The sequence below is a fragment of the Streptomyces sp. NBC_00513 genome (assembly GCF_041431415.1).
GTDB lineage: Bacteria > Actinomycetota > Actinomycetes > Streptomycetales > Streptomycetaceae > Streptomyces.
On sequence record NZ_CP107845.1, the window covers coordinates 3,235,256 to 3,259,357 of the forward strand.

Below are 24,102 nucleotides of genomic sequence, written 5' to 3' on the forward strand. Positions count from 1 at the left end.
GGGATACCTTGCACTCACCCGGCGTCGGGACCGCCTGTGAGCGCCGCCGGCAGCAGACTCCCGGCCGGCACCTCCAGCCATCCGCGTTCGGCGGCCAGTTCGGCGGCCGCCCGCAGGAGGGCGTCCAGGCCCGGGTGGCGCAGCCCCTTGCGCCACACCATCGACAGCGGGGACAGCGGCACGGGTGCGACCAGGGGGCGTTTCGCGCAGCCGGGCAGGTCCGTGAAGTCCACGGTGACGAGGACGGGGGTGCGGGTCTTGGCCATCACCCGCCCGAACTCCTCCTTGCCCACGGCCACCGGAGCGGGCGGCGCCGGCGCGATCCCCCGCCCGGCGAACAGCTCCCGCGCCAGCCGGGTCCACTCCAGGGTCCGCGGGTTGCCGGCCCCCGCGTACACGGTCTCCCCGGCCAGGGCCGCCAGCGGCACCCGGTCCAGCGCCGCCAGCGGGTGCCCGTCGGGCAGCAGCACGGCGAGCGGCTCGTACCGGACGAGGGTGTGGGCGAGGCGGGCGCGCGACGCGGGCTCCAGGCCGTGCGCGTAGCCGAAGGACACGTCGAGGCGGCCCGCCGCGATCTCCGCCGCGGCATGGGTCAGCCCGCTCTCGAAGCGGGCCATCAGTTCGCAGCCCGGGGCGAGCGCGCGGGCCCGGTCCAGCACGCTGCGCGCGGAACTCGGCCCGTCGCTGTTCAGGTCGACGAGCAGCGGCCCGGGTTCGGCGAAGGCGGCGGCCAGTTCGGTGTGGGCGGCCAGCACCCTGTGCGCGAGCGGCAGCAGCCGTTGCCCGTCGGCGGTCAGTTCCACGGCCCGGGTCGTGCGGGTGAACAGCGCCGCGCCCAGGGTCTCCTCCAGCCGGCGGACGTCCCTGCTGAGGGCCTGCTGGGCGACGTACAGGCGGGCGGCGGCGCGGGAGAAGTGCAGTTCCTCGGCCACGGCCACGAACCCGCGCAGCAGGCGGGGGTCCACATCACGGGAGATCACTCCCGGACACTAACAACGGAAACCGGTGAATGGGTCGTGAACAGGTGTTGGACCCGGCCGGGGACCGGCCCGCAGCCTTGGGTCATGCCCGCCCCGACCCTGATGACCGTCACCGGCTCCACCCTCGTCCTGACCGGCCCGCCGCCGCCCCCGCGTCCGCGCCCCCGCGCGCACCGCGGCGGCCCCTACCGCCGGCTCTTCGCCCGACCCGGCACCCGCGCCTTCACCGCCGGGAACCTCATCGCCCGGCTGCCCATGGGCATGTTCGGGATCAGCGCGGTGATGATGATCGCCGGCCAGCGCGGCTCGTACGCCCTCGCCGGCGCGGTCACCGCCACCGGTCTGGCCGCCACCGCGCTGGTCGCGCCGTGGACGGCCCGACTCGTCGACCGCTTCGGGCAGTCCCGCGTCGCCGTCCCCGCCACCCTGATCGCGGTCCTCGGCTCGCTCTGCCTGATCGCGTGCGTCCGTACACAGGCTCCGACCTGGACCCTGTTCGCCTCGTACGCGGCGACGGCCACCACCCCCAACATCGGCGGCATGTCCCGGGCCCGCTGGACCCTGCTGCTGCGCGACGCCCCGGCCGACCACCACACGGCGATGTCCTTCGAGCAGGCCGCCGACGAACTCTGCTACCTGCTCGGGCCGGTCGCCGCCGCGTCGCTGTGCACGCTCGCCTTCCCGGAGGCCGGGACCCTCGTCGCCGCGTCGCTGCTCCTCGTCGGCATGCTGGTCTTCACCGCGCAGCGCGCCACCGAGCCGCCGCCCACCGGGGTCCGCCCCGCCCCCTCCTCGTCACCGCTGCCCGCCCTGCTGCCGCTCCTCGGTCTCTTCGCCGCCACCGGTGCGATCTTCGGCTCGATGGAGGTCACCTCGATCGCCCACCTCGACGCCCACGGCCTCGGCGCCGCCGCGGGCCCGGTCCTCGCCCTCCAGGCCGCCGGCTCCTGCGCCGCCGGCCTGCTCTACGGCACCCGGCGCCCGCGCGGCCTGCGCGTCTGCCTGGTCGCCCTGTGCGCGGCGATGGCCCTGCCCTGGGCGGCGGCTGCCGGCGGTTCGCTCGTCCCGCTGGCCCTGGCCCTGCTCCTGGCGGGCGCGGCCACCGCCCCGACGATGGTGACGGCCATGTCCGAGGTCCACCGCCGCACGCCCGAGGGACGCCTCAACGAGGGCATGACCCTCGCCGTCACCGCGATCCTCGCGGGCATCGCCGCGGGCTCCGCCGCGGCCGGCGCCGTCGTCGAACACCTCGGCACCACCTCCGCCTACGCCCTGCCGGCCGCGGCGGCCCTGACCGCGCTCCTGCTCGGCCTCACCTCCCGCGCGTCCGGCGCCCGTACCGGCTGACGCGGCCTCAGCGGCGGACCGTGAGGCCGTCCAGGGTGAGGTCGAGCAGCCGCTCGGCCTGCTCGCGGTGCTCGGCGCCCGCCGAGGTGAGGGCGATGCCTTCGAGGGCGGCGGCGACGTCGGCCGGCCCGATGTCGGTACGGATCACCCCGGCGGCCACACACGCGTCCAAGAGCGAGGCGATGGCGCCCTGGATCATCTCCCGGCTGTGGCCGTAGGGGTTGCCCCCGGTCGCGGCGATGGCGCGCAGCGCGTCGATCATCCCGTACTTGGCGGTGACGTAGTCCAGGAAGAGCCGGGTCCACGCGCGCAGGGCCTCGGCGGGCGACTCCCGCGCGAGCAGTTCGGGGGCCGCGTCGCACAGTTGGGCCACCTCGTTGCGGTAGACCGCCTCGACCAGGACCTCCCGGGTGGGGAAGTTGCGGTACAGCGTCGCGCTGCCCACGCCCGCCTCCTTGGCGATGTGTTCCATCCGCGCGTCCAGCCCCTGCGTGGTGAACACGCGCACGGCGGCGGCGAGGATCCGCTCCCTGTTGCGCCGCGCGTCGGCCCGCAACGGCCGGTCCGCTCCGTCGGTCATCAGCGTTCGCCGTCCCCTCTCGGGCGCTCTTCGCGGGCGCCCCTCGACTTGCCAAGTGGGGAGGTCCCCACTTAGCTTGAGAAAGTGGGGAACTCCCCACTTCACTGTAGGTCACCACCTCCATCGGCGCGCACCCACGTAAGGAAGCTGATCATGTCGGGTATTCGAGGCAAGGTCGTCGCGATCACGGGCGCCGGCAGCGGCATCGGCGAGGCGACCGCGATCCACCTCGCCGAAAGGGGCGCCCGGCTCGTGCTCGGCGGCCGCGGGGAGGACCGGCTGAACGCGGTCGTGGAGGGCATCACCGCCAACGGCGGCAGCGCCGTCGGCGTGGTCGTCGACGTCACCCGCCGCGAGGACCTCCGGCGCCTGACGGACACGGCCGTCGACCGGTTCGGCCGGCTCGACGTCCTCGTCTCCAACGCGGGCACGATGGCCGTCTCGCCGTTCGACGACCTGCGCCAGGACGACTGGGACGCCATGGTCTCCACCCACATCACGGGCCTGCTCAACGGCATCGGGGCGGCGCTGCCCGTCTTCCGCCGACAGGGCTCCGGCCAGTTCGTCAACGTCGGCTCCACCGCGGCCCACGTCGTCAAGTCGCCCCAGACGGTCTACGCGGCCACCAAGACGGCGGTGAAGGTGCTCACCGAGGGACTGCGCCAGGAAGCGGGCCCCGACCTGCGCGTGACCCTCGTCTCGCCCGGCTTCACCCACACCGAGGGCGTGGGCAAGGGAGCCGCCCCCGAGATCGCGGCCGCGATGATCCGCCTGCGCGACGAGATCGCCATGCCCCCCTCGGCCGTCGCCTCCGCCATCGGCTACGCGATCGAACAGCCCGACGGCATCGACATCGGCGAGATCGTCGTCCGCCCCACCGCACAGGCCTGACCGGATCGCCGCCCGGCCCTCGCACGGGCCCGACCCCGAACCGCCCCCGGGCATGACAAAGGCCCCGCGGCCGGAGCCGCGGGGCCTTTGCCCACATGGGATGAGTGGAGATGGCGGGAATCGAACCCGCGTCCAACGGTGCAGAAGTAGGGCTTCTCCGAGCGCATTCCGCTGCGCTTTTCTCAGCCCCGGAGATCACACGGACAAGTCTCCGACGGGCTCAGTCACTGTTTGATTTCCCTCAAACCCCCGTGACCGGGGCTAGAGGTTTAGATCCCTAGTTGACGCCAGGATCCGGACCGGGACCACTTCCGGGCTGACGCTCCTCACAGAGGCTTCAGCTCACTGTTATTAGGCAGCGAGGGTGAAGCGGGAGTTATCGCTCTTGGAGTTGGCGATTATTGTTTGCGACATATGGTTTACGAGATCATTGCCGCTTCCTCGGCTCGCTTCCCCTACATCGACATCCGCTGTCGAAACCGATCATCCCCATGTTTTTTTATCAAGTGACCCCACCCGCGAGCGGGAGGCGCTGACGCCATCGTACGCGAAGTGGACCTCGGGATGCCAGGTGATTACACCGTGCCCCGCTGCTTGCGTCGGACGGCCGCCACGGCGCGGTTCGTCTCACGGGTGTCCTGCTTCTCCCGCAGGGTCTGTCGCTTGTCGTACTCCTTCTTCCCCTTGGCCAGCGCGATCTCGACCTTCGCGCGGCCGTCCTTGAAGTACAGGGACAGGGGCACGATCGTGTGACCCGACTCCGACGACTTCGAGTCCAGCTTGTCGATCTCCTCCCGGTGCATCAGGAGCTTGCGCTTGCGCCGCGAGCTGTGGTTGGTCCACGTGCCCTGGCTGTACTCCGGCACGTGCACGTTGTACAGCCAGGCCTCGTTGCCCTCCATCGACACGAAGCCGTCGACCAGCGACGCCCGACCCTGACGCAGGGACTTGACCTCGGTGCCCGTGAGCACGAGACCGCACTCGTAGGTGTCGAGGATCGTGTAGTCGTGCCGCGCCTTCTTGTTCTGGGCGATCAGCTTGCGCCCTTTTTCCTTAGCCATAGTGCGGTCATTTTCGCACTACGGACCCACTCGAAGGCCACCCAATACCTTGCGGGCCCGCTCCTCGGTCCCCTCGGCCGCCGACAGGTCCGGGTCGATGCCCCTGCCGTCGAGGCTGCGGCCCGCCGGCGTGCGGTACGTGCCGACCGTCAGCTCCGCCACCGAACCGTCCGGGAGCTCCGTCGGCATCTGCACCGAGCCCTTGCCGAAGGTGCGGCTGCCGACCGTCACCGCGCGGCCCCGGTCCTGGAGGGCGCCGGCGACCAGTTCGGCGGCGCTCATCGTGCCGCCGTCGACCAGCGCCACCAGCGGCCGTGCGGTGTCCCCGCCCGGCCGCGCGTACAGGGCCCGCTCGGAGCCCCGTACGTCGTACGTCGCCACCAGGCCGCCGTCGAGGAACGCGGAGGCCGCGGTCACCGCCTCGGTGACCAGCCCGCCCGGGTTCCCCCGCAGGTCCAGCATCAGGCCGGCGCCCGGCGGGGCCGCGCGGACGGCGTCCCGCACCCGCTCCCCCGAACCCCGGGTGAACGAGGCGACCTTGATGACGGTGACACCGTCCGCGAGACGGCGTACCGTCACCGGCTCGACGCGCAGTTGCTGCCGGCGGACGGTCTCGGTGAAGTCGGCCCCGGCCCGGCTGAGGCCCAGCACGACCGGGGTGCCGGCCTCGCCGCGCAGGAGGGCCACCACGTCGGCGACCGACCGGCCCGTGACGCCCTTGCCGTCCACGCTCAGCAGCCGGTCGCCGGCCCGCAGCCCGGCCCGGGAGGCGGGGCTGCCGGGCTGGACCCGGTCCACCTCGATCCGGCCGTCGGTACGGCGCTCGGCCCACAGCCCGACACCGGTCCAGCGGCCGTCCAGGTCCTCGGCGAAGGCCGCGTACTCGTTCTGGTCGTAGACCATGCCCCAGCGGTCGCCGCTGCGGCTGACGACGTCCTGGGCGGCCTTCTTGCCGGACTTGCCCTCGGCCGCGGCCTCGGCGGCGGCGCGTGCGACGGCGTCCCGGTCGGCGGTGCCCGCCGCGGGCGCGCCCGCGGTCTTGTCGTGCGTACGGGCCACCAGGACCCCCGCCGTGTCCACGGCGTCGGCCCGGTCCCAGCAGCCGGTGCCCGCGGCGGTACCGACGGCCGCGAGGAAAGCCAACGTCAGAGCGGCCCCGCGACGCAGGTCGCGGGGCCGGCGACAGAGAGGGGGTGAGCCCGGCATGGCGCCGAGTCTAGGACAAGCCCCGCGGCGGCACGGTGGGTTGACCCGACCGCACACGGGGCGCTTGTCACACCTTCAGGTACTTGCGCAACGCGATGAACGCCGCCAGGGAGGGCATCAGCAGCCCGATGGCGAGCACCAACGGCAGCTTGGTGAGGACGGAGTCCCAGCCGATGAAGTTGATCAATTCCAGCTTGTCGCGGAGCGTCACGCCGTGGTCGATCACGAAGTACTGGCCGGCGCCGAGCATCCCGCAGGCGAGCACCGCGCCGATGAGGCCGGCGACGGCCGCCTCCATGATGAACGGCACCTGGATGTAGAAGCTGGACGCGCCCACCAGCCGCATGATGCCGGTTTCCCGCCGACGGCTGAACGCGGAGACGCGCACCGTGTTGACGATCAGCAGCAGCGCCACGATCAGCATGATCAACATGATGCCGAGCGCGGCCCAGTTGAGGGAGCCGAGCAGGCTGAAGAGGCTCTCGACCTCACGGTTCTGGTCCTGGACCGACTGAACGCCCTCGCGCCCCGAGAAGGCGCTGGTGATGACCCCGTACTGTTCCGGGTTCTTGAGCTTGACCCGGAAGGAGTCGGGCATCTGGTCCGGGGTGACGACCGAGGCCAGCGCGGTGTCCCCGTACCGCTCCTTGTAGTGCTTGAACGCCTCGTCGGACGACTCGTACACGACGTTCTGGACGAGGTCGATCTTCTTCAGATCGGTCTCGATCTGCTTCTTCTGCTCATCGGTGACCGCGCCCTTCTCACAGGGCTGCTTGACCCGCTCCGGCCCGGCGTTGCCCTTGGCGGGGTCGGGCTTGTTCGCGTCGGGCTTGGCCGGGTCCGCGGCGGGCGTCTCGGCGGCCCTGGCGGCGTCGGTGGCGTCCTTGGCGTCGCTCTTGTTGCAGAGGTAGACCGTGACGTTGACCTTGCCGTACCAGTACCCCTTCATCGCGCTGACCTGGTCGCGCATGAGCAGGGAGCCACCGAACAGGGCCAGCGACAGGGCCACGGAGATGATGACCGCGAAGGTCATGGTGAGATTGCGACGGAGACCGACGCCGATCTCCGACATGACGAACTGGGCGCGCATGGCGTCCTTTCAGTGCTGGTAGCCGTAGACGCCGCGCGACTGGTCGCGCACGAGACGGCCCTGTTCGAGTTCGATGACGCGCTTGCGCATCTGGTCCACGATCTGCTGGTCGTGCGTCGCCATGATCACGGTGGTGCCGGTCCGGTTGATCCGGTCCAGCAGCTTCATGATGCCGACGGAGGTCTGCGGGTCGAGGTTGCCGGTCGGCTCGTCCGCGATCAGCAGGGCGGGGCGGTTGACGAAGGCGCGGGCGATGGCCACGCGCTGCTGCTCGCCGCCGGAGAGCTCGCCGGGCATCCGGCTCTCCTTGCCCCCCAGCCCCACCAGCTCCAGGACCTGCGGAACGGCCTTGCGGATCTCGCCGCGCGGCTTGCCGATGACCTCCTGTGCGAAGGCGACGTTCTCGGCCACCGTCTTGTTGGGGAGGAGCCGGAAGTCCTGGAAGACGGTCCCCAGCTGGCGCCGCATGTGCGGGACCTTCCAGTTGGAGAGCTTGGCGAGGTCCTTGCCCAGGACGTGGACCTGGCCGTGGCTCGCCCGCTCCTCGCGCAGCACCAGCCGCAGGAACGTGGACTTGCCGGAGCCGGAGGAGCCGACCAGGAAGACGAACTCGCCCTTCGCGATGTCCAGCGAGACATCTCTGAGTGCGGGGCGGCTCTGCTTCGGGTAGGACTTGGAGACACTGTCGAATCGGATCACGGGTGCACCACGGTCGCCGGGAGTAGGTGAGCGTGACCATACGCGAACGGGCGCGGGGTGTGGACCCGGCATCCGGACTTGACCGATATGTCCCGCGTCCCGGGGCCGCCCGATCGCGATGGCCCGGACGGGCCGCGCCGAATGTCGTGGAAGCCGGCACAGTGGTAGGGGGAACGGACCCGTCCCCCTTGCCGTTGTACCAGGGGACGAGAGGAGGAGCGCATGACATATGACCGGCTCGTGTGCGCGAACTGCGCCGCACCCGTCAACCAGGGCCGCTGCCCTGTGTGCCGGGCGAACCGGGAGCGCCTCCAGCAGGAGAGCCCCTTCGCCGGCCTGAATCCCATGGCGCTCATCGCGCTTCTGGTGGTGCTGGTGGCGGCTCTGGCGCTGGTGGCCCAGACCGCGTAGTTCGACCGCGTGGCTGCCCGCGCAGTCCCGACCGCGTGGCTGCGAGCGCGCCGTTCTTCCGCCGCGTCCCGATCGCACGTACGCGAAAGGCCCGGACACCTTGGGGTGCCCGGGCCCTTCCACGTTCACGCGTACCCGCCGTCGAACGGTCCGACGCTCTCCAGCACGTGCTCAAGCACGTCCTCAAGCGCGTTCTTAAGCGGTCTGCTCCTGCTGCTTGCGCCAGCGGATCCCGGCCTCCAGGAAGCCGTCGATCTCGCCGTCGAGCACCGCCTGCGGGTTGCCGACCTCGAACTCCGTCCGCAGGTCCTTGACCATCTGGTACGGGTGCAGGACGTAGGAGCGCATCTGGTTGCCCCAGGAGCTTCCGCCGTCCTTGAGGGCGTCCATCTTGTCCTTCTCCTCCTGGCGGCGCCGCTCCAGCAGCTTGGCCTGGAGCACGTTCATCGCGCTGGCCTTGTTCTGGATCTGCGAGCGCTCGTTCTGGCAGGAGACGACGATGCCGGTCGGGAGGTGCGTGATGCGCACGGCCGAGTCGGTCGTGTTGACGCCCTGGCCGCCGGGGCCGGAGGCGCGGTACACGTCGACGCGCAGCTCGGCCTCGTCGATCTCGACGTGGTCGCTGGTCTCGACGACCGGCAGCACCTCGACGCCCGCGAAGGAGGTCTGGCGGCGGCCCTGGTTGTCGAAGGGCGAGATCCGGACGAGGCGGTGGGTGCCCTGCTCGACGGAGAGGGTGCCGTAGGCGTACGGGGCCTTGACGACGAAGGTGGTCGACTTGATGCCGGCCTCCTCCGCGTAGGAGGTCTCGTAGATCTCGGTCGGGTAGCCGTGCCGCTCGGCCCAGCGCAGGTACATGCGCTGGAGGCGCTCGGCGAAGTCGGAGGCGTCGACGCCACCGGCCTCGGCGCGGATGTTGACCAGGGCCTCGCGCTCGGAGTACTCGCCGGAGAGCAGGGTCCGGACCTCCATCTCGTCCAGCGCCTTGCGCACGGAGACCAGCTCGGTCTCCGCCTCCGCGAGGGTGTCCGCGTCGTCCATCTCCTGGGCGAGCTCGAAGAGCACGGAGAGGTCGTCGATGCGGCCCCGGAGGGTCTCGGTCTTGCGGACCTCGGCCTGGAGGTGCGAAAGCTTGCTCGTGATCTTCTGGGCGGCTTCCGGGTCGTCCCACAGGGACGGCGCGGCGGCCTGCTCCTCGAGCACGGCGATATCTGCCCTCAGCTTGTCGAGGTCCAGGACGGCCTCGATCGACCCCATGGTCGAGGAGAGGGACTTCAGCTCTTCGGAAACATCGACGACTGCCACGGGTCCAGCGTAGCCGGTCGCGGGACGGCACTCTCCGGCCAGGCCGGCCGGGCCCGTACGGACATGCGCTCGCACGGGCGTACGCTCAGCATATGACTGTCCTCCTCGTGAAGCGCCGCCATGTGGACCACATGCGTGTCACCACCACGAGCTGTCTGCCGCCGGACCTCGCACGAGCCTGATCCACCCCGATCCGACTTCGGTCCTGTACGCGGACACCCGGCCCCGGCGCCATCCCTGCCGACGGCCAGCCCCACCCGCTGCCCCGCCATCTCAGGGGAACAGGACCCCGTGACATCCGAAACGGAGCCGTCATGCCGTCCGCGCACCCTTCCTCCTCCTCCCGTGCCGACTCTGGCACCACCTCCCTCGCGACCTCCCTCGCCGTCATCGACCTGTCCCGGGCCGACGACCCCGCCGAGCGCGAGGACTTCCTGCGCCGGCTGCACGCGGCCGCCCGGGACACCGGTTTCCTCTACCTGACCGGGCACGGGATCAGCGCGTCGGAAACCGCCCGCATCCTCGACCTGACCAGAGCCTTCTTCGCGCTCCCGGAGGCCGATCGGCTGGCCGTGAGCAACCTCAACTCCCCGCACTTCCGCGGCTACACCCGGATCGGGCACGAGCTGACCGGCGGCGCCTCCGACTGGCGGGACCAGTTGGACGTGGGCGCCGAGCGGCCGGCGCCGGTGGTCGGCCCGGACGACCCGGCGTTCCTGTGGCTGGAGGGACCGAACCTGTGGCCGGCGACCCTGCCCGAGCTCCGCACGGTCGTCCTGGAGTGGCAGTCCCGCCTCGCCGCGGTGGCGCACCGCCTGCTGCGGGAGCTGCTGACCTCGATCGGCGCCCCCGCGGACTTCTTCGACGAGGCCTTCGCGGACCGCCCCCACCTGCACACGAAGCTGATCCGCTACCCCGGGTCCGCCCCGACCGGCGCGGACCAGGGCGTGGGCGCGCACAAGGACTACGGCTTCCTGACGCTGCTGCTCCAGGACTCGGTGGGCGGGCTCCAGGTCGTACGGGAGGGGCGCTACGTCGACATCCCGCCGCTTCCGGGGGCCTTCGTGGTCAACCTGGGCGAGCTGCTGGAGATAGCGACGGAGGGCTACCTGCGGGCCACCGACCACCGGGTGGTGAGCCCGCCGGGGGCGCAGGAGCGCTTCTCGGTGCCGTTCTTCTACAACCCGCGGCTGGACGCGGTGGTGGAGACCGTCCCCGGCGCGTACCTGAGCGAGGCGCCGGGCGTGGCCCACGACGCGTCGAACCCGCTGCACGCCGAGTACGGGCGCAACGAGCTGAAGGGGTGGGTACGGGCCCACCCGACCGTGGCCCGGCGCTGGCACCCGGAGCTGGTCTCGGCGTAGGCGGCGCGCGGGCCGCGGTGCGGCCGGGTCGGGCGGACGACGTACGCCGACCCGGCCCGCCGATGTCCGGGGCCGGGCCGGGCCGGTCACGGGGCGCGGCCGGCGCCACCGCGGCCGGCGCCCGCTACGGGACCGCCGTGCCCGACTGCTTGCTGTCCTGCGGGGCGGGGGCGTCGTCCCCGTCGGACACCGCGAACCAGGTGCCCAGCCCGACCGCCGCCACCAGGACCACCGCCGAGGCGGACAGCACGAGCCGGCGCTTGCGGACCGTCTCGGCCCGGTGCCGGGCGGAGCCGGGCCGGTGGCCGCCCGCGGGGCGCGGGACCCGGGCGGTGCCCAGCGCGCCCCCGGCCAGCTCGTCGGGGCCGGGTACCCGCATGGAGGTGTGCGTGTCCCGGTTGGAGTCCGTCGCCGAGCCGGGGACCAGCGGCACCACGCCGCGCCGCCGTACCGGATCCGCGGACTTCTCCTCGGCCTGTTCCGGTTCCGTGTCGGCCTCGTCCGGCTCGTCCACGTCCAGGGGCGGGATCCCGGCCAGCATCGGCAGCAGGTCCCGCAGCCGGGTCGACAGTTCCGAGGCCCGCAACCGTGACGCCGGCGCCTTGGCGAGGCACTGCACCATGAGCTGCCACAGTTCTTCCGGGATGCCGGGCAGCGGTACGACGGTCTCGGTCACGTGCCGGCGCAGCACCGCCCCGGGGTGCCCGCCGCCGAACGGCGTGAACCCGGCGAGCAGCTCGTACAGCACCGTGGCCAGTGCGTAGATGTCGACGGCCGCGCGCGGCGGCAGCCCCTCCACGATCTCGGGGGCCAGGTAGTCGGGCGTGCCGATGATCCGGGTGGTGGGCGCCGAGGCGCGGCCTCCGGTGCTGCGGCGCGGCGAGTCGATCAGCTTCGCGACGCCGAAGTCGGTCAGCAGCGCCGGGTGGGCGCCTCCGGGGCCGAGCGGGCCCTGCATGTCGAGCAGGACGTTCTCCGGCTTGACGTCGCGGTGCACGACGCCCGCCGCGTGCGCCGCGGCCAGCGCGTCCGCGACGTCGGCGACGATGGCGACGGCCGCCTCGGGGGCGAGCCGTCGTTCGCGGTCGAGCCGCGTCCGCAGGTCCGTGCCGCGGACGAGGTCCATGACGAGGGCGAGGTCGTTGCCGTCGACGACGAGGTCGCGGACGGACACGACGTGGGGGTGTTCCAGGCCGAGCAGCGCGCTGCGCTCCTGGACGAACCGTCCGACCAGCTCCTGGTCGGACGCGAGGTCCTCGCGCAGCAGTTTGACGGCGACGGGGCCTTCCGGCCCCTCGCCCAGCCACACCGTGCCCGCGCTGCCGCGCCCAAGGATCTGGTGCGCGGTGTACCGGCTGCCGATCTTCCGTGCCACGACTGCTCCCTCAGCGGCTGGCCTACGCACCAAAGCTACGCGGCCGGGTGGGCGTTGAACGCCCCGCATCGCGGCGACCTTCACTTCTGCGGGCGAAATCACGTCCCAGAAGTCGACAAATCCACGAAGTCGGCGCTGCGGGGGGTGCCCCGAGCGCCTCCTGGTGGACCGTCAGCCGGCCGTCAGGGGGTGGATCCGCCGCCGGAGCCGCCTGCGGAGTCGCCGATGGCGGTGACCCAGTCGACCGCGTCCGAGCCCCACGTCCACACCTGGTCCCACCAGCCGCGTCCGGTGCCGACCCACTCCTGGAGCGGGGTGAGCTCCCAGACCAGCCAGCCCGCCACGAAGAACAGCAGGATCATGACCACACAGCCCTTGAGGCAGCCCAGACCGGGGATCCGGACCGGGTTGGCACTGCGGCGACGCGGTTCGCGCGGCTCGCGCGGGGCCGGCTGTCGAGGCGGCGGACTCTGCTGGGGCCGGGTGGGCTGCTGGTACTGCGGCTGCTGCTGAGGCGGCTGCTGGTACTGCGGCTGGTGGACCGGCTGGTGCTGCTGCGGCTGCTGGTACTGCTGGGGCGGCGGGCCCTGGCGGTACGGCTGCTGCTGCGGCGGCTGCTGGTACTGGGGCTGATGCGCCGGCGGCTGCCGGTACTGCTGCGGCGGCGGACCCTGGCGGTACGGCTGCTGCTGGGGCGGCGGGGGCGCCTGGCGCTGCGGGCGGCGGCGCAGCGGGTCCTCGCTCGGGTCGAGGTACTGCATCTGCGTCTGCTCGTTGCGGTCGCGGGCGGCCCGCATCTGCGACTGCCAGGGGTGCACCCCGTCCTGCACGGGCGGCATGACGGACGTCGGGTCCGCGCCGCCCGCCCCGGTGGCGGGCAGCACGGAGGTGGCGTCGGCCGCGCCGACCGGCGGCAGGACGCTGGTCATGCCGTTCGGGTCGTAGGCACCCATCGGGGAGCCGGAGAGCGCCTGGGTGGCGTCCGCGACGCCGGGGGTCGCGGGGACCGGGGCGGGCGAGGGGTCGGGGGCGAGCAGCGCGGCGACGCCGAGCGCGGCCTCCACCTCGGCGGGCGAGGAGTGCACTCCGATGCCGGAGGCGACCACGCGCAGGCCGCGCGCCAGGCTCTCGGCGCTCGGGCGCTCACCGGGTTCCTTGCGCAGGCAGCGCTCTATGACCGTCCAGAGCGGCTCGGGCAGGTTCGCGGGGCGCTGCGGGTCCTCGCTGAGGTGGCGGTGGAGCACTTCGAGTGCGGTGCCGCCGGCGAACGGCGGGCGGCCGGTGACCAGCTCGTAGAGCAGGATGCCGGCGCCGTAGATGTCGACGGCGGAGGTCTGGGGGCGACCCTCGGCGGACTCGGGGGCCACGTAGGAGGGGGTGCCGACGAACTCGTGGGTGCGGGTCAGGCCCGGGGAGTCGGCGAGGCGCGCGATGCCGAAGTCGGTGAGCATCGGCTTCATCTGGCCGCCGCGTTCGTCCAGCAGGACGTTGGCGGGCTTCAGGTCCCGGTGGACCACGCCGTCGGCGTGGCTGGCGGCGAGCGCGTCCGCGATCTGTGCGGTCAGCAGGCTCGCGGCGACGGGGCTGAAGGGGCCGTTCTCGCGGAGGTAGCGGTGCAGGTCCGGGCCGTCGATCAGGTCCATGACCAGGGCCAGCAGGTCGCCCTCGACGACGAGGTCGCGCGTGCGGACGATGTTGGGGTGGGTCAGGCGCAGCAGGACGGAGCGCTCGCGAAGGAAGCGCATCACGATGTCCGGGTCCTGGGCCAGTTCCTCCTTGAGGACCTTGATGGCCACGGTCTCGCCGGGCTGCCCGGCGACGGCGGCCTCCGCACCGGCGGTCTCCCGCTGGCGGGCGCGCCAGACGGTGCCCGTGGCGCCGCGCCCGAGCGGCTCCTCGAGCAGGTATTTGCTGCCGACTGGCCGCACGTCTCGCGCTCCCCTGCTGTCGTCTGACTGTCGTCTGGTTTCGGCTGTTTCCGCTGTGGGTTTTCCGGCCCACTCTAGGGGGTGTCCCGGATGAAGACGCCGGGCATCGAAGGTTGGTTGCCGTACATATGTACGGAGAGTGAGTTTTACCGGGTATGCCGGAGGCGATTTTCCTTGGTTTTCATCGACTCGCTTGTCCGTATGTGAGCGACGAGTGGTTCGGGTCACGATCGATCAAGATCATTTGTCGCCGGGTGCCGGGCGTGTTGTCCGCGACAGGTGCGAGGATGCACCCGTACGGAACGGCGGGGACGGGAGCCCTTCCTTCCGGCAGACCTGACCGGACGACGCGTCCGTGCCGGGTGGGGGGTCATCGGGCCGGCACGTCCCGCCGTTCCCCTGCCGGGCGCACGCACGTGCACTGCGCACCGCGCAGAAGGGACCGCTGACGGCGATGCAGATCCGGCTGACCGTCCTCGGGTCGCGCAGCGGCCACCAGACCTCCGGCACGCCCGTCGGCTGCGACGTGCTCGTCACCGCGCCCCTCGGGACCGCGCTCGCCGCCGTCGCCTCCGGGCTCGCGGCCACCGTGGGCGGACCCGACACCGGGGGCACCGTCGTGCTGTACGCCGGTACGGAACGGCTCGACCTCCAGCGGCGGATCCTGGGCGAGCCGCCCCTGGTGGACGGGGCCGTCCTGGCCCTGCACGCGCCCGCCCCGGACGGGCTGCCCGCGCTGCCCGAGGACGGACCGGCCGCGCCCCAGCTCCACGTGGTCGCCGGTCCGGACGCGGGCGGGGTGCACCTGCTGCACCCCGGGGCGGTACGGATCGGACGCGCGGCCGACGCGGACGTGCCGCTGGACGACCCCGACGTGTCGCGGCTGCACTGCGCGGTGACGGTGATGTCGGACGGGCGGGTGGCGGTGGCCGACCTCGGCTCGACGAACGGCACGACCCTGGACGGCGCCCCCGTCGGAGCGCGGACGGTGCCACTGGTGCCGGGGGCGTTGCTGCGGATCGGCGAATCGACCCTCCGGCTCGCGGCCCGGGGCGCGTCGCCGGCGCTCCCCGTGGTGCCGGACCTGGAGGGTCACCTGTCCCTGCCGGGCACCGCCGGCGACGCGGGCGGTCCCGGCACCGGGACCGACGCCGGGATCGGGATCGGCACCGACGGCCCGGACGGTGTGAACGCGCCGTACGCGGGAGCGCGGACGCCGGCCCACCACCCGGACCACCACCCCGCCCCGTTCCCCGGCGCCGGGCTCGCACCCGACCTCCCCGACCCCGACGCGACCGGCGGCGGGCAGGGCGCCGCCCCCGCGTTCGAACCCCGGCGGCGGGGCATCGGGGCGTGGGCGCGCAAGTGGGTACGGGGCGAGGACATCGCCGAGCCGGCCGCCGAGACCGAGCCGGCGCCGACCGCGCGCCCCGCCGCCGACGACCCCGCCACCCTGCTCCTCGCCGCCCTCGGGCCCACCGGGCGGCTCTGGTCCCGCCCGCCGGGCGCCCTCGACGTCGGGCTCGGCGCCGGCAGCCGGGTCGAACTCCGCGAGGCCGGGGCGCTGGGCATCGCCGGTCCGCGGGCCCGCCTCACCGGCGTGGCCCGGTCCGTGATCGCCCAGCTCGCCGGACTGCACGCGCCGGGCCGACTGGAGATCGTGCTGGTCTGCGCGGGTCGCGGCCGGGGCCTCCAGGAGCGGCGCGCCGACTGGGGCTGGCTCGGCTGGCTCCCGCACGTACGCCCCGCGCACGGCCAGGACTGCCGACTGCTCCTCGCGTTCGACCGCGACCAGGCCGCCGCCCGCACCGGCGAGCTGACCCGCCGGCTCGACGAGAGCCCGCTCGGCGCGGGTTGGGCGTCCGCCGGGCCGGAGGCGGTGCGCCGGGCGGCGAGCGCGTACGAGGGCCCGTACACGCTCCTCGTCCTCGACGGCGACCCCGGCGCGGGGCAGCTGCGCGACGTCACCGGACGGTTGGCCTCGCACGGGCCCGCCGCCGGGATCCATGTCCTGGCCCTCGCGGAGGCACCGGCCGCGACGCCGGCGAGCCCGGTCTCCGACACGTACGAGACGGCCTGCTCGGGCTCCCCCGCGTTCCGGGACTGTGGGGCGGTCGCCCTGCTCAGCGGTGATGTCGCCACCGCCGTACGGACCTTCGCGATCGTCGGCGGCAGACCGGTCCCGCCCGGCACGACCGCCGTGGCCGACGCCGTGTCCGCGGCGTGGGCGGAGCGGTTCGCCCGCGCCCTCGCCCCGCTGCGCGCGGAGTCCACCGGCGCCGAGGCCCAGCGGCCGGCGACCGCCTCGCTGCCGCAGACGGCGCGGCTCCTGGACGAGTTGGGTCTGGCGCGGGCCACCCCGGCGTCCCTGATGGCCCGTTGGGCGGCCGGCACGGAGCAGGGCCAGGGTGTCGGCGGGCTCGCCGAGGTGGTGCTCGGTACCGGCCGGCGCGGGGCGGTCGGGGCCGAGCTGGTCCACGACGGCCCCCACCTGCTGATCGAGGGGCCCGCCGGCAGCGGCCGGACCGAGCTTCTGCGCTCGGTGGCCGCCTCGCTGGCCGCCGCGGCCCGCCCCGACCGGCTGGGGCTCGTCCTGCTCGACGGCGCCGGCGGCGAGCGGGGTGACGGGCTGCTGCCCTGTACCGAGTTGCCGCACGTCTCGGCGCACCTCGTGGCCTCGGACCCGGTGCGGATGCGGGAGTTCGCGCAGGCGCTGGGCGCCGAGCTGAAGCGTCGGCACGAGCTGTTGGACGGGGTGCCGTTCAGCGAGTGGCACGCCCGGCGGGAGGTGTCCGACCGGATGGTCGCGCCCCGCCGGCCCACTCCCGGCGAGCTGAGCGGCGACCTCGACTCGCAGCGTTCGGGGACCCTGCGGCTGCGTTCCGCCGCCGCCCGTACCGATCCGGCGTCCGGCCCGGGGCCGCTGCCCCGGCTGGTGCTGCTCGTCGACGACTTCGACGCGCTGGTCGCGCCGGGCCTCGGCAGCACGGGCCGGCCCGCCGCCGGTTCGGTGGTCCGGATCCTGGAGGGGGTGGCCCGCGAGGGCGCCCGGCTCGGGGTGCACCTGGTCGCCACCACCGCCCGCCCGGACCGCACGGCCGACACCGAACTGTCCCGCCTCGCCCGGCTGCGGGTCGAGCTGGACGCCCCGGACCAGCCCGGCCCCGGACGCGGTGTGCTCCGGTACGCGGACGGTCGGACGGTTCCTTTCCAGGGCGGCCGGGTCACCGGTCGGATCCCGCGGACGGCGACGTCGAGGCCGACCGTGGTCCCGGTGGAGTGGGAGCGGATGGGTGATCCGCCGGCCCGCCGCCCGGTCCGTGAGCTGGGCAACGGGCCCACCGACCTGGCGCTGTTGGCCAGCGCCCTGGAACGGGCGTCGCGCCTGGTCTCGGCGACGCCGGTGCGGTTCCCGGCCGCCCCGTAGTCACCCGTCCGCCCCGCCGGCACCGCGCGCGACGGGCTCCCCGGGCCGCCCGCGCACGCCGGTTCCCGGCCCCCGCACGCCCCGACGCGGTATTGCGGGGGTGCGCGGGTCGGCGTAGACCTTGTGGCACGGGACACACCATCAAGGCCGGACGGGCATCGGGGGCAGAACCATGCGCAGTCAGCAGGGAACCAGCCGTACGAAGAGCCGCAGGAAGCACCTCAGAAGCCGTACGAGGAGCCGCGCGTGGGCCGCGTTGCTCGCGGCGGGCGCGCTCGCGCTCACCGGGTGCGGCGGCGGGGACAAGAAGGAAGAGACGCCGTCCTCCGGCGAGGCGCCGACCGGGCCCCGGGTGGAATTACCCCGTCTGGCCGGGGAGAAGCTGGAGGTCGCGGCGGTCTGGACGGGTCCGGAACAAGCCAACTTCACGAAGGTGTTGAAGGAGTTCGAGAAGCGGACCGGCGCCACCGTGACGTTCGTCCCGGCGCAGGATCCGATCGTCACCTTCCTCGGTACGAAGATCGCGGGCGGCGCCCCGCCGGACGTGGCCCTGCTCCCCCAGGTCGGGGCGCTGGTGTCCGCGGTGGAGAAGAAGTGGGCGCAGCCGGTGGGTCCGGAGGCGAAGGCCCAGCTGGACAAGAACTACTCGGACGGGTGGAAGAAGCTCGGAGCGGTGGACGGCGCCCAGTACGGCGTGTATTACAAGGCGGCCAACAAGTCGCTGATCTGGTACAACGCCAAGGCCTTCGAGGCGGCGGGCGTGCAGCCCCCGAAGACCTGGAAGGAACTGTTGACGGCGGCCGACACGCTGTCCGCCTCCGGCACCCCGGCGGTGTCGGTGGCCGGCGCGGACGGCTGGACGTTGACGGACTGGTTCGAGAACGTCTACCTCTCCCAGGCCGGCCCGGAGCTGTACGACAAGCTGGCGAAGCATGAGATCAAGTGGACGGACGACAGCGTCAAGCGGGCGCTGACGACCCTCGGTGAGCTGTTCGGCCGCAAGGACTTCCTGGCGGGCGGGCCGAGCGGGGCCCTGTCCACGGAGTTCCCGAAGTCGGTGACGCAGACCTTCACCGGTGGCGACCGGCCGGCGGCGGCGATGGTCTTCGAGGGCGACTTCGTGGCGGTGAACATCGCGCAGACCGGGGCGAAGGTCGGCGAGGACGCCCTGGTGTTCCCCTTCCCCGCGGTCGGCGACAAGGCCCCGGTGGTCTCGGGTGGTGACGTGGCGGTCGCGCTGAAGCCCTCGAAGGGCGCGCAGGCGCTGCTGACGTTCCTGGCGTCGGCGGACGCCGCGGAGATCCAGGCCCGCGAGGGCGGTTTCGTCTCCCCGAACAAGTCGGTGAATCCGGCCGCCTACCCGAACGCCATCCAGCGCGACATCGCGAAGGCCTTGATCGCGGCCGGCGACGACTTCCGCTTCGACCTGTCGGACCAGGCTCCGGCGGCCTTCGGCGGGACCCCGGGCGCGGGCGAGTGGAAGCACCTCCAGGACTTCCTGGCGAACCCGGCGGACGTGGCGGGCACCCAGGCGAAACTGGAGAGTGACGCGGCCAAGGCGTACGGGAACTGACCGGTGGCCACCAAAATCGCCACCGCGGCCGCGGTCGTCGCCGCGACGGGCGGCGCCGGGCGCAGGGGTTCCGCGGAGGCCCGACGCCGCCGGCTGATCGCGGCGGCGTTCCTCCTCCCGGCCCTGCTGCTGCTCGGCGCGCTCGTCGTGCACCCGATCGGCTATTCGGTCTACCGCAGTTTCTTCGACCGCTCCGGCGACACCTTCGTCGGTAGCGGCAACTACCGGGAGATACTGAGCGACGACACGATCCGCACCGCCCTGGGGAACACCGCGATCTGGGTGGTGCTGGCCCCCACGACGGCCACCGCCCTCGGGCTGATCTTCGCGGTGCTCACCGAACGGGTCCGTTGGGGGACGGCGTTCAAGCTGCTCGTGTTCATGCCGATGGCGATCTCGATGCTGGCGGCGGGCATCATCTTCCGGCTCGTGTACGACCACGACCCCGACCGGGGCGTGGCCAACGCGGTGTGGGTGGGGGTGCACGACACCTTCGCGGAGGCCTCGGCGTTCCCGAAGGCCCGCCCGGGCCGGGACTCCCCGCTGGCGCCGGCCGAGGGGGGCGGGTACGTGACGCGCGATCCCGTACGGGCGGGTGTGCCGGCGCTGCTCCCGCTGGTCGGGGTGGCCCCGGAGGCGCTGCCCGAGGGCACCCGGGCAGCGCGGCCCGCCGCCGCCGAGCCCGGCAAGGTCACCGGGACCGCCTGGCAGGACTTCACCCGGGGCGGGGGTGGTCGGACGAACGCGGTGGACCCGACCGAGTCGGCGTTCGCCGGGATGCGGATCGAGGCGGTGAAGGACGGCGCGGTGGTCGACTCGGCGTCGGCCCGCGCCGACGGCACGTTCACCCTGTCCGAGCGGGCCGACGGGGCGCTGCTGCGGCTGCCCGCCTCGAACTTCCGGGAGGCCTACGCGGGGGTCCAGTGGCTGGGTCCGGCGCTGGTGACCCCGGCGATCATCGGCGCGTACGTGTGGATGTGGGCCGGTTTCGCGATGGTGTTGATCGGGGCCGGGTTGGCGGCCGTACCGCGTGAGCTGCTGGAGGCGGCGCGGGTGGACGGGGCGAGCGAGTGGCAGGTGTTCCGGCGGATCACCGTCCCACTGTTGGCGCCCGTCCTGGCGGTGGTCATGGTCACGCTGGTCATCAACGTGATGAAGGTCTTCGACCTGGTCTTCGTGATCGCGCCGGGCGCGGTCCAGGACGACGCGAACGTGCTCGCGTTCCAGCTGTACCGCACCTCTTTCGGCACCAACGCCGACCCGGGGCTGGGCAGCGCCATCGCCGTGCTGCTGTTGGTGCTGGTGGTGCCGGTGATGCTCTACAACATTCGCCGGATGCGCCGGGAGGCCCGCCGATGAGCGCACAGTCCCTCGCCTCCCGTGCGGCCGGCGGGGTGCTGCGGGTCTTCCTGATCCTCGCCGGCCTGTTCTGGCTGGTGCCCACCCTCGGGCTGCTGATCTCCTCCTTCCTCTCCCCCACCGGCCTCAACGAGGGCGGCTGGTGGCAGGCGCTGAGCGCGCCGTCGCGGCTGACCGCCGACAACTACGCACGACTGCTGGCCGACGACACGATCACCGGCTCGCTGCTGAGCACCGTCGCGATTGCCGTTCCGGCGACGCTGCTCGTCCTCGTGTTGGGGGCGTTCGCCGGGTACGCCTTCGCCTGGTTGGAGTTCCCGGGTCGGGACTGGTTGTTCCTGATCGTGGTGGGGCTGCTGGTGGTCCCCGTCCAGGTGGCCCTGATCCCGGTGTCGGAACTCTTCGGCGCGATCGGCCTGTTCGAGACCACGGCCGGGGTGGTGCTGTTCCACACGGCCTTCGGGCTGCCGTTCGCGGTGTTCCTGTTGCGGAACTTCTTCGCGGAGATCCCGCGCGAGCTGTTGGAGGCGGCCCGTCTCGACGGGGCGGGTGAACTGCGGCTGTTCGCACGGGTGGTGCTGCCGCTCGGCGGTCCGGCCATCGCCTCGCTCGGCATCTTCCAGTTCCTGTGGGTGTGGAACGACATGCTGGTGGCGCTGGTCTTCGCGGACTCGGCGAACCCGCCGATCACGGTGGCGCTCCAACAGCAGGTGCGCCAGTTCGGGAACAACATCGACGTGCTGGCGCCCGGCGCGTTCCTGTCGATGCTGGTGCCTCTGGTGGTCTTCTTCGCCTTCCAACGGCAGTTCGTCTCGGGGGTGATGGCCGGGGCGATCAAATGACCGGGCCGCGATCACGGGGCCGGACCGCGATCACGGGGCCGGACCGCGATCACCGACCGGCGTGGATGTCGGGGCGGCAGGGCGTCGGGGCGGCCCTGTGGCCGTAGGGGCGACGGAGGCTAGGCGGTGAGGCCCGCGACGACCGAGCGGGCCAGCTCGTCGAGGTACGGTCCCGCCACGGGTTCGCGTACGACGACCTGACGCCAGTACAGCGGCCCGATCGCCAGGTCGAGGGCCCTCGACGGGTCGGTTCCGGCGGCCAGTTCGCCCCGTGCGACGGCCTCGGAGACGATCCCCTCCGCCATCCGCCGCTCCCCTTCCAGGAGGGCTCCGCGCACGGCGTCCGCGAGCTCCGGGTTGCGTGCCGCCTCGACGAGCAGGTCGGGGATCACGGCGGAGGCGACCGGGTGGCTCAGCAGGTGGGACATGACCTCCAGCAGGGCTCGTACGTCGCCGTACAGCGAGCCCGTCGCCGGCGCGGGCAGCCCGTCCACGGCGAAGGCGGCCACGAGGTCCAGGACCAGGTGGAGCTTGGACTTCCACCGCCGGTAGACGGCGGTCTTGCCGACGCCGGCCCGGCGGGCGACGGCCTCGATGGACATCCGGGCGAAGCCGACCGCCGCGAGTTCCTCCAGCACGGCCGCCCGGATCGCCTCGGTGACGTCCTCGCGCAGTACGGCGGCCCCGGCGGGGGCCCGGCGGGCGGGGGCGGCGGCGGGCTCGGTGGTCATGCGGAGAGCATAGCCGCGCACACCGGCACCCGCACGTCACGACGATACGGTTGCGTTCCGACGTTCCACGTCCTAGCCTCGCCGTAGCGACGATACGGTCCCGTTCCGTCGTCGTCCGAGTCCGAACCCCTCGAAAGCGCGCCCCGTGAACAGCGCACCCGCGAACAGCGCGCCCCGTCGAAAGCGACCCCCGTGACCGCGACCCCCGTGACCCACCACACCGCCTCGCCGGCGGAGCTGGCGGCGGCCCACGGCCTGACCGTGAGCGGCGCCCGCCCCTCCCTCCCCCGCTACGTCGCGGAGCTCTGGGGTCGGCGCCACTTCGTGACGGCCCACGCCACCGCCCGGATGCACGCCACGTACAGCACGGCCCGGCTCGGGCAGGTCTGGCACCTCGTGACCCCCCTGCTGAACGCGGCCGTCTATTACCTGATCTTCGGCATCGTGATGAAGGCCCGCCACGGCGTGCCCGACTACCTGCCGTTCCTGCTCACCGGCGTCTTCGTCTGGGACTTCATCGGCAGCTCCGTCAACGCCGGCACCCGCGCCGTGCACGGCAACCTCGGCCTGGTCCGCGCCCTGCACTTCCCGCGTGCGAGCCTGCCCGTCTCCACCGTCGTCCAGCTCTTCCAACAACTCCTCGTCACCATGGGCGCGCTGGTCGTGCTGCTCCTGGCCTTCGGGCAGACCCCCGGCCCGGCCTGGCTCCTGGCCGTGCCCGCCCTCGTCCTGATGGCCGTCTTCTGCACCGGCTGCGCCCTGCTCATGGCCCGCGTCGGCGCCAAGAACCCGGACGTCAGCCAGCTGATGCCGTTCGTCCTGCGCACGTGGATGTACTCCTCGGGCGTGATGTGGTCCATCGACCAGATGCTCGGCAAGGACCACCTGCCGCACTGGGTCGAGACGGCCCTGAAACTCAACCCCGCCGCCCTCTACATCGACCTCGTGCGCTTCACCCTGATCGACGGCTTCAAGGCCGCGTCGCTCCCGCACCACGTCTGGCCCATCGCGATCGGCTGGGCCCTGCTCGCCGGCGTCGGCGGGTTCGTCTACTTCTGGAAGGCAGAGGAGGAGTACGGCCGTGGCTGACCCCACCCTCCCGACCCGCACCACACCCATCCCCGGAGCCCCGACTCCCGACACCCGCGTCCCGACCGTCATCGCGGACGAAGTCCACGTCGTCTACAAGGTCCACGGCGCCGGCGGCCCCGAGGGCGGCGCGGTCGCCGCCCTCGGCCGGATCCTCTCCCGCCGGGCCGTCCCCGCCGTCCGCGAGGTGCACGCCGTCCGGGGCGTCAGCTTCACCGCGTACCGGGGCGAGGCCATCGGTCTCATCGGCACCAACGGCTCGGGAAAGTCCACCCTGCTCAAGGCCATCGCCGGCCTCCAGCCGGTGACGAGCGGCGCCGTCTACTCGCACGGGCAGCCGTCCCTGCTCGGGGTGAACGCCGCCATGATGAACGACCTGACCGGCGAGCGGAACGTGGTCCTCGGCGGCCTCGCGATGGGCATGACCCGGCAGCGGATCCGCGAGCGCTACCAGGACATCGTCGACTTCTCCGGGATCAACGAACGGCAGGACTTCATCTCCCTGCCGATGCGCACCTACTCCTCCGGCATGGGCGCCAGGCTGCGGTTCTCCATCGCCGCCGCCAAGGACCACGACGTGCTGATGATCGACGAGGCCCTGGCCACCGGGGACGCCGGGTTCCAGCGCCGCAGCCAGGCCCGCATCGAGGAACTGCGCGAGCGGGCCGGCACCGTCTTCCTCGTCAGCCACGGCATCGGCACGATCCGCGCCACCTGCGACCGGGCCATCTGGCTGGAATCGGGCGTGCTGCGCATGGACGGCCCGTCCGCCGAGGTCTGCGACGCGTACGAGGCCTTCACCCGGACGAAGTGAGCCCACCGACGCCGAAGGGGCGCCCGGGCC

Annotated in this window: 20 protein-coding genes and 1 other RNA gene; 10 read left to right on the forward strand and 11 right to left on the reverse strand. The window is 72.9% G+C overall.

The window, feature by feature from the left end:
- Positions 1-14 precede the first annotated feature (14 nt).
- On the reverse strand, positions 15-980 hold the full coding sequence (locus OHA84_RS15045) for a LysR family transcriptional regulator (protein WP_053679386.1): 966 nt from the start codon (positions 978-980) through the stop codon (positions 15-17).
- Between the two features lie 84 nt (positions 981-1,064).
- Here OHA84_RS15045 and OHA84_RS15050 point away from each other — a divergent pair, with 84 nt between their 5' ends.
- Positions 1,065-2,327, forward strand: a complete 1,263-nt coding sequence (locus OHA84_RS15050; protein ID WP_266947623.1) for an MFS transporter — start codon at positions 1,065-1,067, stop codon at positions 2,325-2,327.
- Between the two features lie 7 nt (positions 2,328-2,334).
- On the opposite strand, the gene OHA84_RS15055 is transcribed toward OHA84_RS15050, so the two are convergent.
- Positions 2,335-2,907, reverse strand: a complete 573-nt coding sequence (locus tag OHA84_RS15055) for a TetR/AcrR family transcriptional regulator (protein WP_078998990.1) — start codon at positions 2,905-2,907, stop codon at positions 2,335-2,337.
- A gap of 153 nt (positions 2,908-3,060) precedes the next feature.
- Here OHA84_RS15055 and OHA84_RS15060 point away from each other — a divergent pair, with 153 nt between their 5' ends.
- Positions 3,061-3,798 (forward strand): SDR family oxidoreductase, encoded by a 738-nt coding sequence (locus OHA84_RS15060; protein ID WP_053679390.1) that lies wholly within the window; start codon positions 3,061-3,063, stop codon positions 3,796-3,798.
- A 102-nt stretch (positions 3,799-3,900) separates the two neighbouring features.
- Here OHA84_RS15060 and ssrA read toward each other — a convergent pair.
- From ssrA to ftsE, 5 genes are all read right to left on the reverse strand, one after another.
- Positions 3,901-4,289: a transfer-messenger RNA gene (ssrA, locus tag OHA84_RS15065) on the reverse strand.
- A gap of 84 nt (positions 4,290-4,373) precedes the next feature.
- A complete protein-coding gene (gene smpB, locus OHA84_RS15070; RefSeq protein WP_053679392.1) occupies positions 4,374-4,859 on the reverse strand; it encodes an SsrA-binding protein SmpB in 486 nt (161 codons plus the stop codon).
- Between the two features lie 18 nt (positions 4,860-4,877).
- Positions 4,878-6,065, reverse strand: coding sequence for a S41 family peptidase (locus tag OHA84_RS15075; protein ID WP_053679394.1), 1,188 nt, complete (start codon positions 6,063-6,065; stop codon positions 4,878-4,880).
- A gap of 67 nt (positions 6,066-6,132) precedes the next feature.
- Positions 6,133-7,155 carry a permease-like cell division protein FtsX gene (ftsX, locus tag OHA84_RS15080; protein WP_053679396.1) on the reverse strand — a complete coding sequence of 341 codons (1,023 nt, stop codon included), beginning with the start codon at positions 7,153-7,155 and terminating at the stop codon, positions 6,133-6,135.
- Between the two features lie 9 nt (positions 7,156-7,164).
- Positions 7,165-7,854 carry a cell division ATP-binding protein FtsE gene (ftsE, locus tag OHA84_RS15085; RefSeq protein WP_053679398.1) on the reverse strand — a complete coding sequence of 230 codons (690 nt, stop codon included), beginning with the start codon at positions 7,852-7,854 and terminating at the stop codon, positions 7,165-7,167.
- A 222-nt stretch (positions 7,855-8,076) separates the two neighbouring features.
- Between ftsE and OHA84_RS15090 the strand changes: the two genes are divergently transcribed.
- Complete coding sequence (locus OHA84_RS15090; protein WP_053679400.1) at positions 8,077-8,265, forward strand: hypothetical protein; 189 nt, start codon at positions 8,077-8,079, stop codon at positions 8,263-8,265.
- Positions 8,266-8,460: 195 nt separating this feature from the next.
- Here the strand turns inward: OHA84_RS15090 and prfB are convergent, their stop codons facing one another.
- A complete protein-coding gene (gene prfB, locus OHA84_RS15095; protein ID WP_053679402.1) occupies positions 8,461-9,570 on the reverse strand; it encodes a peptide chain release factor 2 in 1,110 nt (369 codons plus the stop codon).
- Positions 9,571-9,884: 314 nt separating this feature from the next.
- Between prfB and OHA84_RS15100 the strand changes: the two genes are divergently transcribed.
- A complete protein-coding gene (locus OHA84_RS15100; protein ID WP_107089206.1) occupies positions 9,885-10,934 on the forward strand; it encodes an isopenicillin N synthase family oxygenase in 1,050 nt (349 codons plus the stop codon).
- Between the two features lie 124 nt (positions 10,935-11,058).
- Here OHA84_RS15100 and OHA84_RS15105 read toward each other — a convergent pair whose 3' ends face one another.
- Positions 11,059-12,309, reverse strand: coding sequence for a serine/threonine-protein kinase (locus tag OHA84_RS15105; protein WP_266971268.1), 1,251 nt, complete (start codon positions 12,307-12,309; stop codon positions 11,059-11,061).
- A 182-nt stretch (positions 12,310-12,491) separates the two neighbouring features.
- Positions 12,492-14,237, reverse strand: a complete 1,746-nt coding sequence (locus OHA84_RS15110; RefSeq protein WP_266971266.1) for a serine/threonine-protein kinase — start codon at positions 14,235-14,237, stop codon at positions 12,492-12,494.
- A gap of 454 nt (positions 14,238-14,691) precedes the next feature.
- Here OHA84_RS15110 and OHA84_RS15115 point away from each other — a divergent pair, with 454 nt between their 5' ends.
- The 4 genes from OHA84_RS15115 to OHA84_RS15130 all read left to right on the forward strand — a co-directional run bounded on the left by OHA84_RS15115 (position 14,692) and on the right by OHA84_RS15130 (position 21,438).
- Positions 14,692-17,664, forward strand: coding sequence for an FHA domain-containing protein (locus OHA84_RS15115; protein ID WP_266971264.1), 2,973 nt, complete (start codon positions 14,692-14,694; stop codon positions 17,662-17,664).
- A gap of 172 nt (positions 17,665-17,836) precedes the next feature.
- The gene (locus tag OHA84_RS15120) at positions 17,837-19,237 is read left to right on the forward strand and encodes an ABC transporter substrate-binding protein (RefSeq protein WP_078998992.1); all 1,401 of its coding nucleotides are present in this window, start codon (positions 17,837-17,839) and stop codon (positions 19,235-19,237) included.
- 3 nt (positions 19,238-19,240) lie between these two features.
- Complete coding sequence (locus OHA84_RS15125; RefSeq protein WP_371591385.1) at positions 19,241-20,596, forward strand: carbohydrate ABC transporter permease; 1,356 nt, start codon at positions 19,241-19,243, stop codon at positions 20,594-20,596.
- Positions 20,593-21,438 carry a carbohydrate ABC transporter permease gene (locus tag OHA84_RS15130; protein WP_053679413.1) on the forward strand — a complete coding sequence of 282 codons (846 nt, stop codon included), beginning with the start codon at positions 20,593-20,595 and terminating at the stop codon, positions 21,436-21,438. Before OHA84_RS15125 ends, OHA84_RS15130 begins: the two co-directional genes overlap by 4 nt.
- Positions 21,439-21,557: 119 nt before the next feature.
- On the opposite strand, the gene OHA84_RS15135 is transcribed toward OHA84_RS15130, so the two are convergent.
- On the reverse strand, positions 21,558-22,169 hold the full coding sequence (locus OHA84_RS15135) for a TetR/AcrR family transcriptional regulator (protein WP_053679415.1): 612 nt from the start codon (positions 22,167-22,169) through the stop codon (positions 21,558-21,560).
- A gap of 192 nt (positions 22,170-22,361) precedes the next feature.
- Here OHA84_RS15135 and OHA84_RS15140 point away from each other — a divergent pair, with 192 nt between their 5' ends.
- Positions 22,362-23,258, forward strand: a complete 897-nt coding sequence (locus OHA84_RS15140) for an ABC transporter permease (RefSeq protein WP_266971263.1) — start codon at positions 22,362-22,364, stop codon at positions 23,256-23,258.
- 28 nt (positions 23,259-23,286) lie between these two features.
- Positions 23,287-24,072 carry an ABC transporter ATP-binding protein gene (locus OHA84_RS15145; protein WP_266974082.1) on the forward strand — a complete coding sequence of 262 codons (786 nt, stop codon included), beginning with the start codon at positions 23,287-23,289 and terminating at the stop codon, positions 24,070-24,072.
- Positions 24,073-24,102: the final 30 nt, after the last annotated feature.

Coding starts and splice junctions, on each gene's coding strand:
- OHA84_RS15090 (WP_053679400.1), top strand. CDS start 8,077: ATGACATATGACCGGCTCGTGTGCGCGAACTGCGCCGCACCCGTCAAC.
- OHA84_RS15050 (WP_266947623.1), top strand. CDS start 1,065: ATGCCCGCCCCGACCCTGATGACCGTCACCGGCTCCACCCTCGTCCTG.
- OHA84_RS15075 (WP_053679394.1), bottom strand. CDS start 6,065: ATGCCGGGCTCACCCCCTCTCTGTCGCCGGCCCCGCGACCTGCGTCGC.
- OHA84_RS15135 (WP_053679415.1), bottom strand. CDS start 22,169: ATGACCACCGAGCCCGCCGCCGCCCCCGCCCGCCGGGCCCCCGCCGGG.
- OHA84_RS15055 (WP_078998990.1), bottom strand. CDS start 2,907: ATGACCGACGGAGCGGACCGGCCGTTGCGGGCCGACGCGCGGCGCAAC.
- OHA84_RS15060 (WP_053679390.1), top strand. CDS start 3,061: ATGTCGGGTATTCGAGGCAAGGTCGTCGCGATCACGGGCGCCGGCAGC.
- ftsX (WP_053679396.1), bottom strand. CDS start 7,155: ATGCGCGCCCAGTTCGTCATGTCGGAGATCGGCGTCGGTCTCCGTCGC.
- smpB (WP_053679392.1), bottom strand. CDS start 4,859: ATGGCTAAGGAAAAAGGGCGCAAGCTGATCGCCCAGAACAAGAAGGCG.
- OHA84_RS15120 (WP_078998992.1), top strand. CDS start 17,837: ATGCGCAGTCAGCAGGGAACCAGCCGTACGAAGAGCCGCAGGAAGCAC.
- OHA84_RS15115 (WP_266971264.1), top strand. CDS start 14,692: ATGCAGATCCGGCTGACCGTCCTCGGGTCGCGCAGCGGCCACCAGACC.
- OHA84_RS15130 (WP_053679413.1), top strand. CDS start 20,593: ATGAGCGCACAGTCCCTCGCCTCCCGTGCGGCCGGCGGGGTGCTGCGG.
- OHA84_RS15100 (WP_107089206.1), top strand. CDS start 9,885: ATGCCGTCCGCGCACCCTTCCTCCTCCTCCCGTGCCGACTCTGGCACC.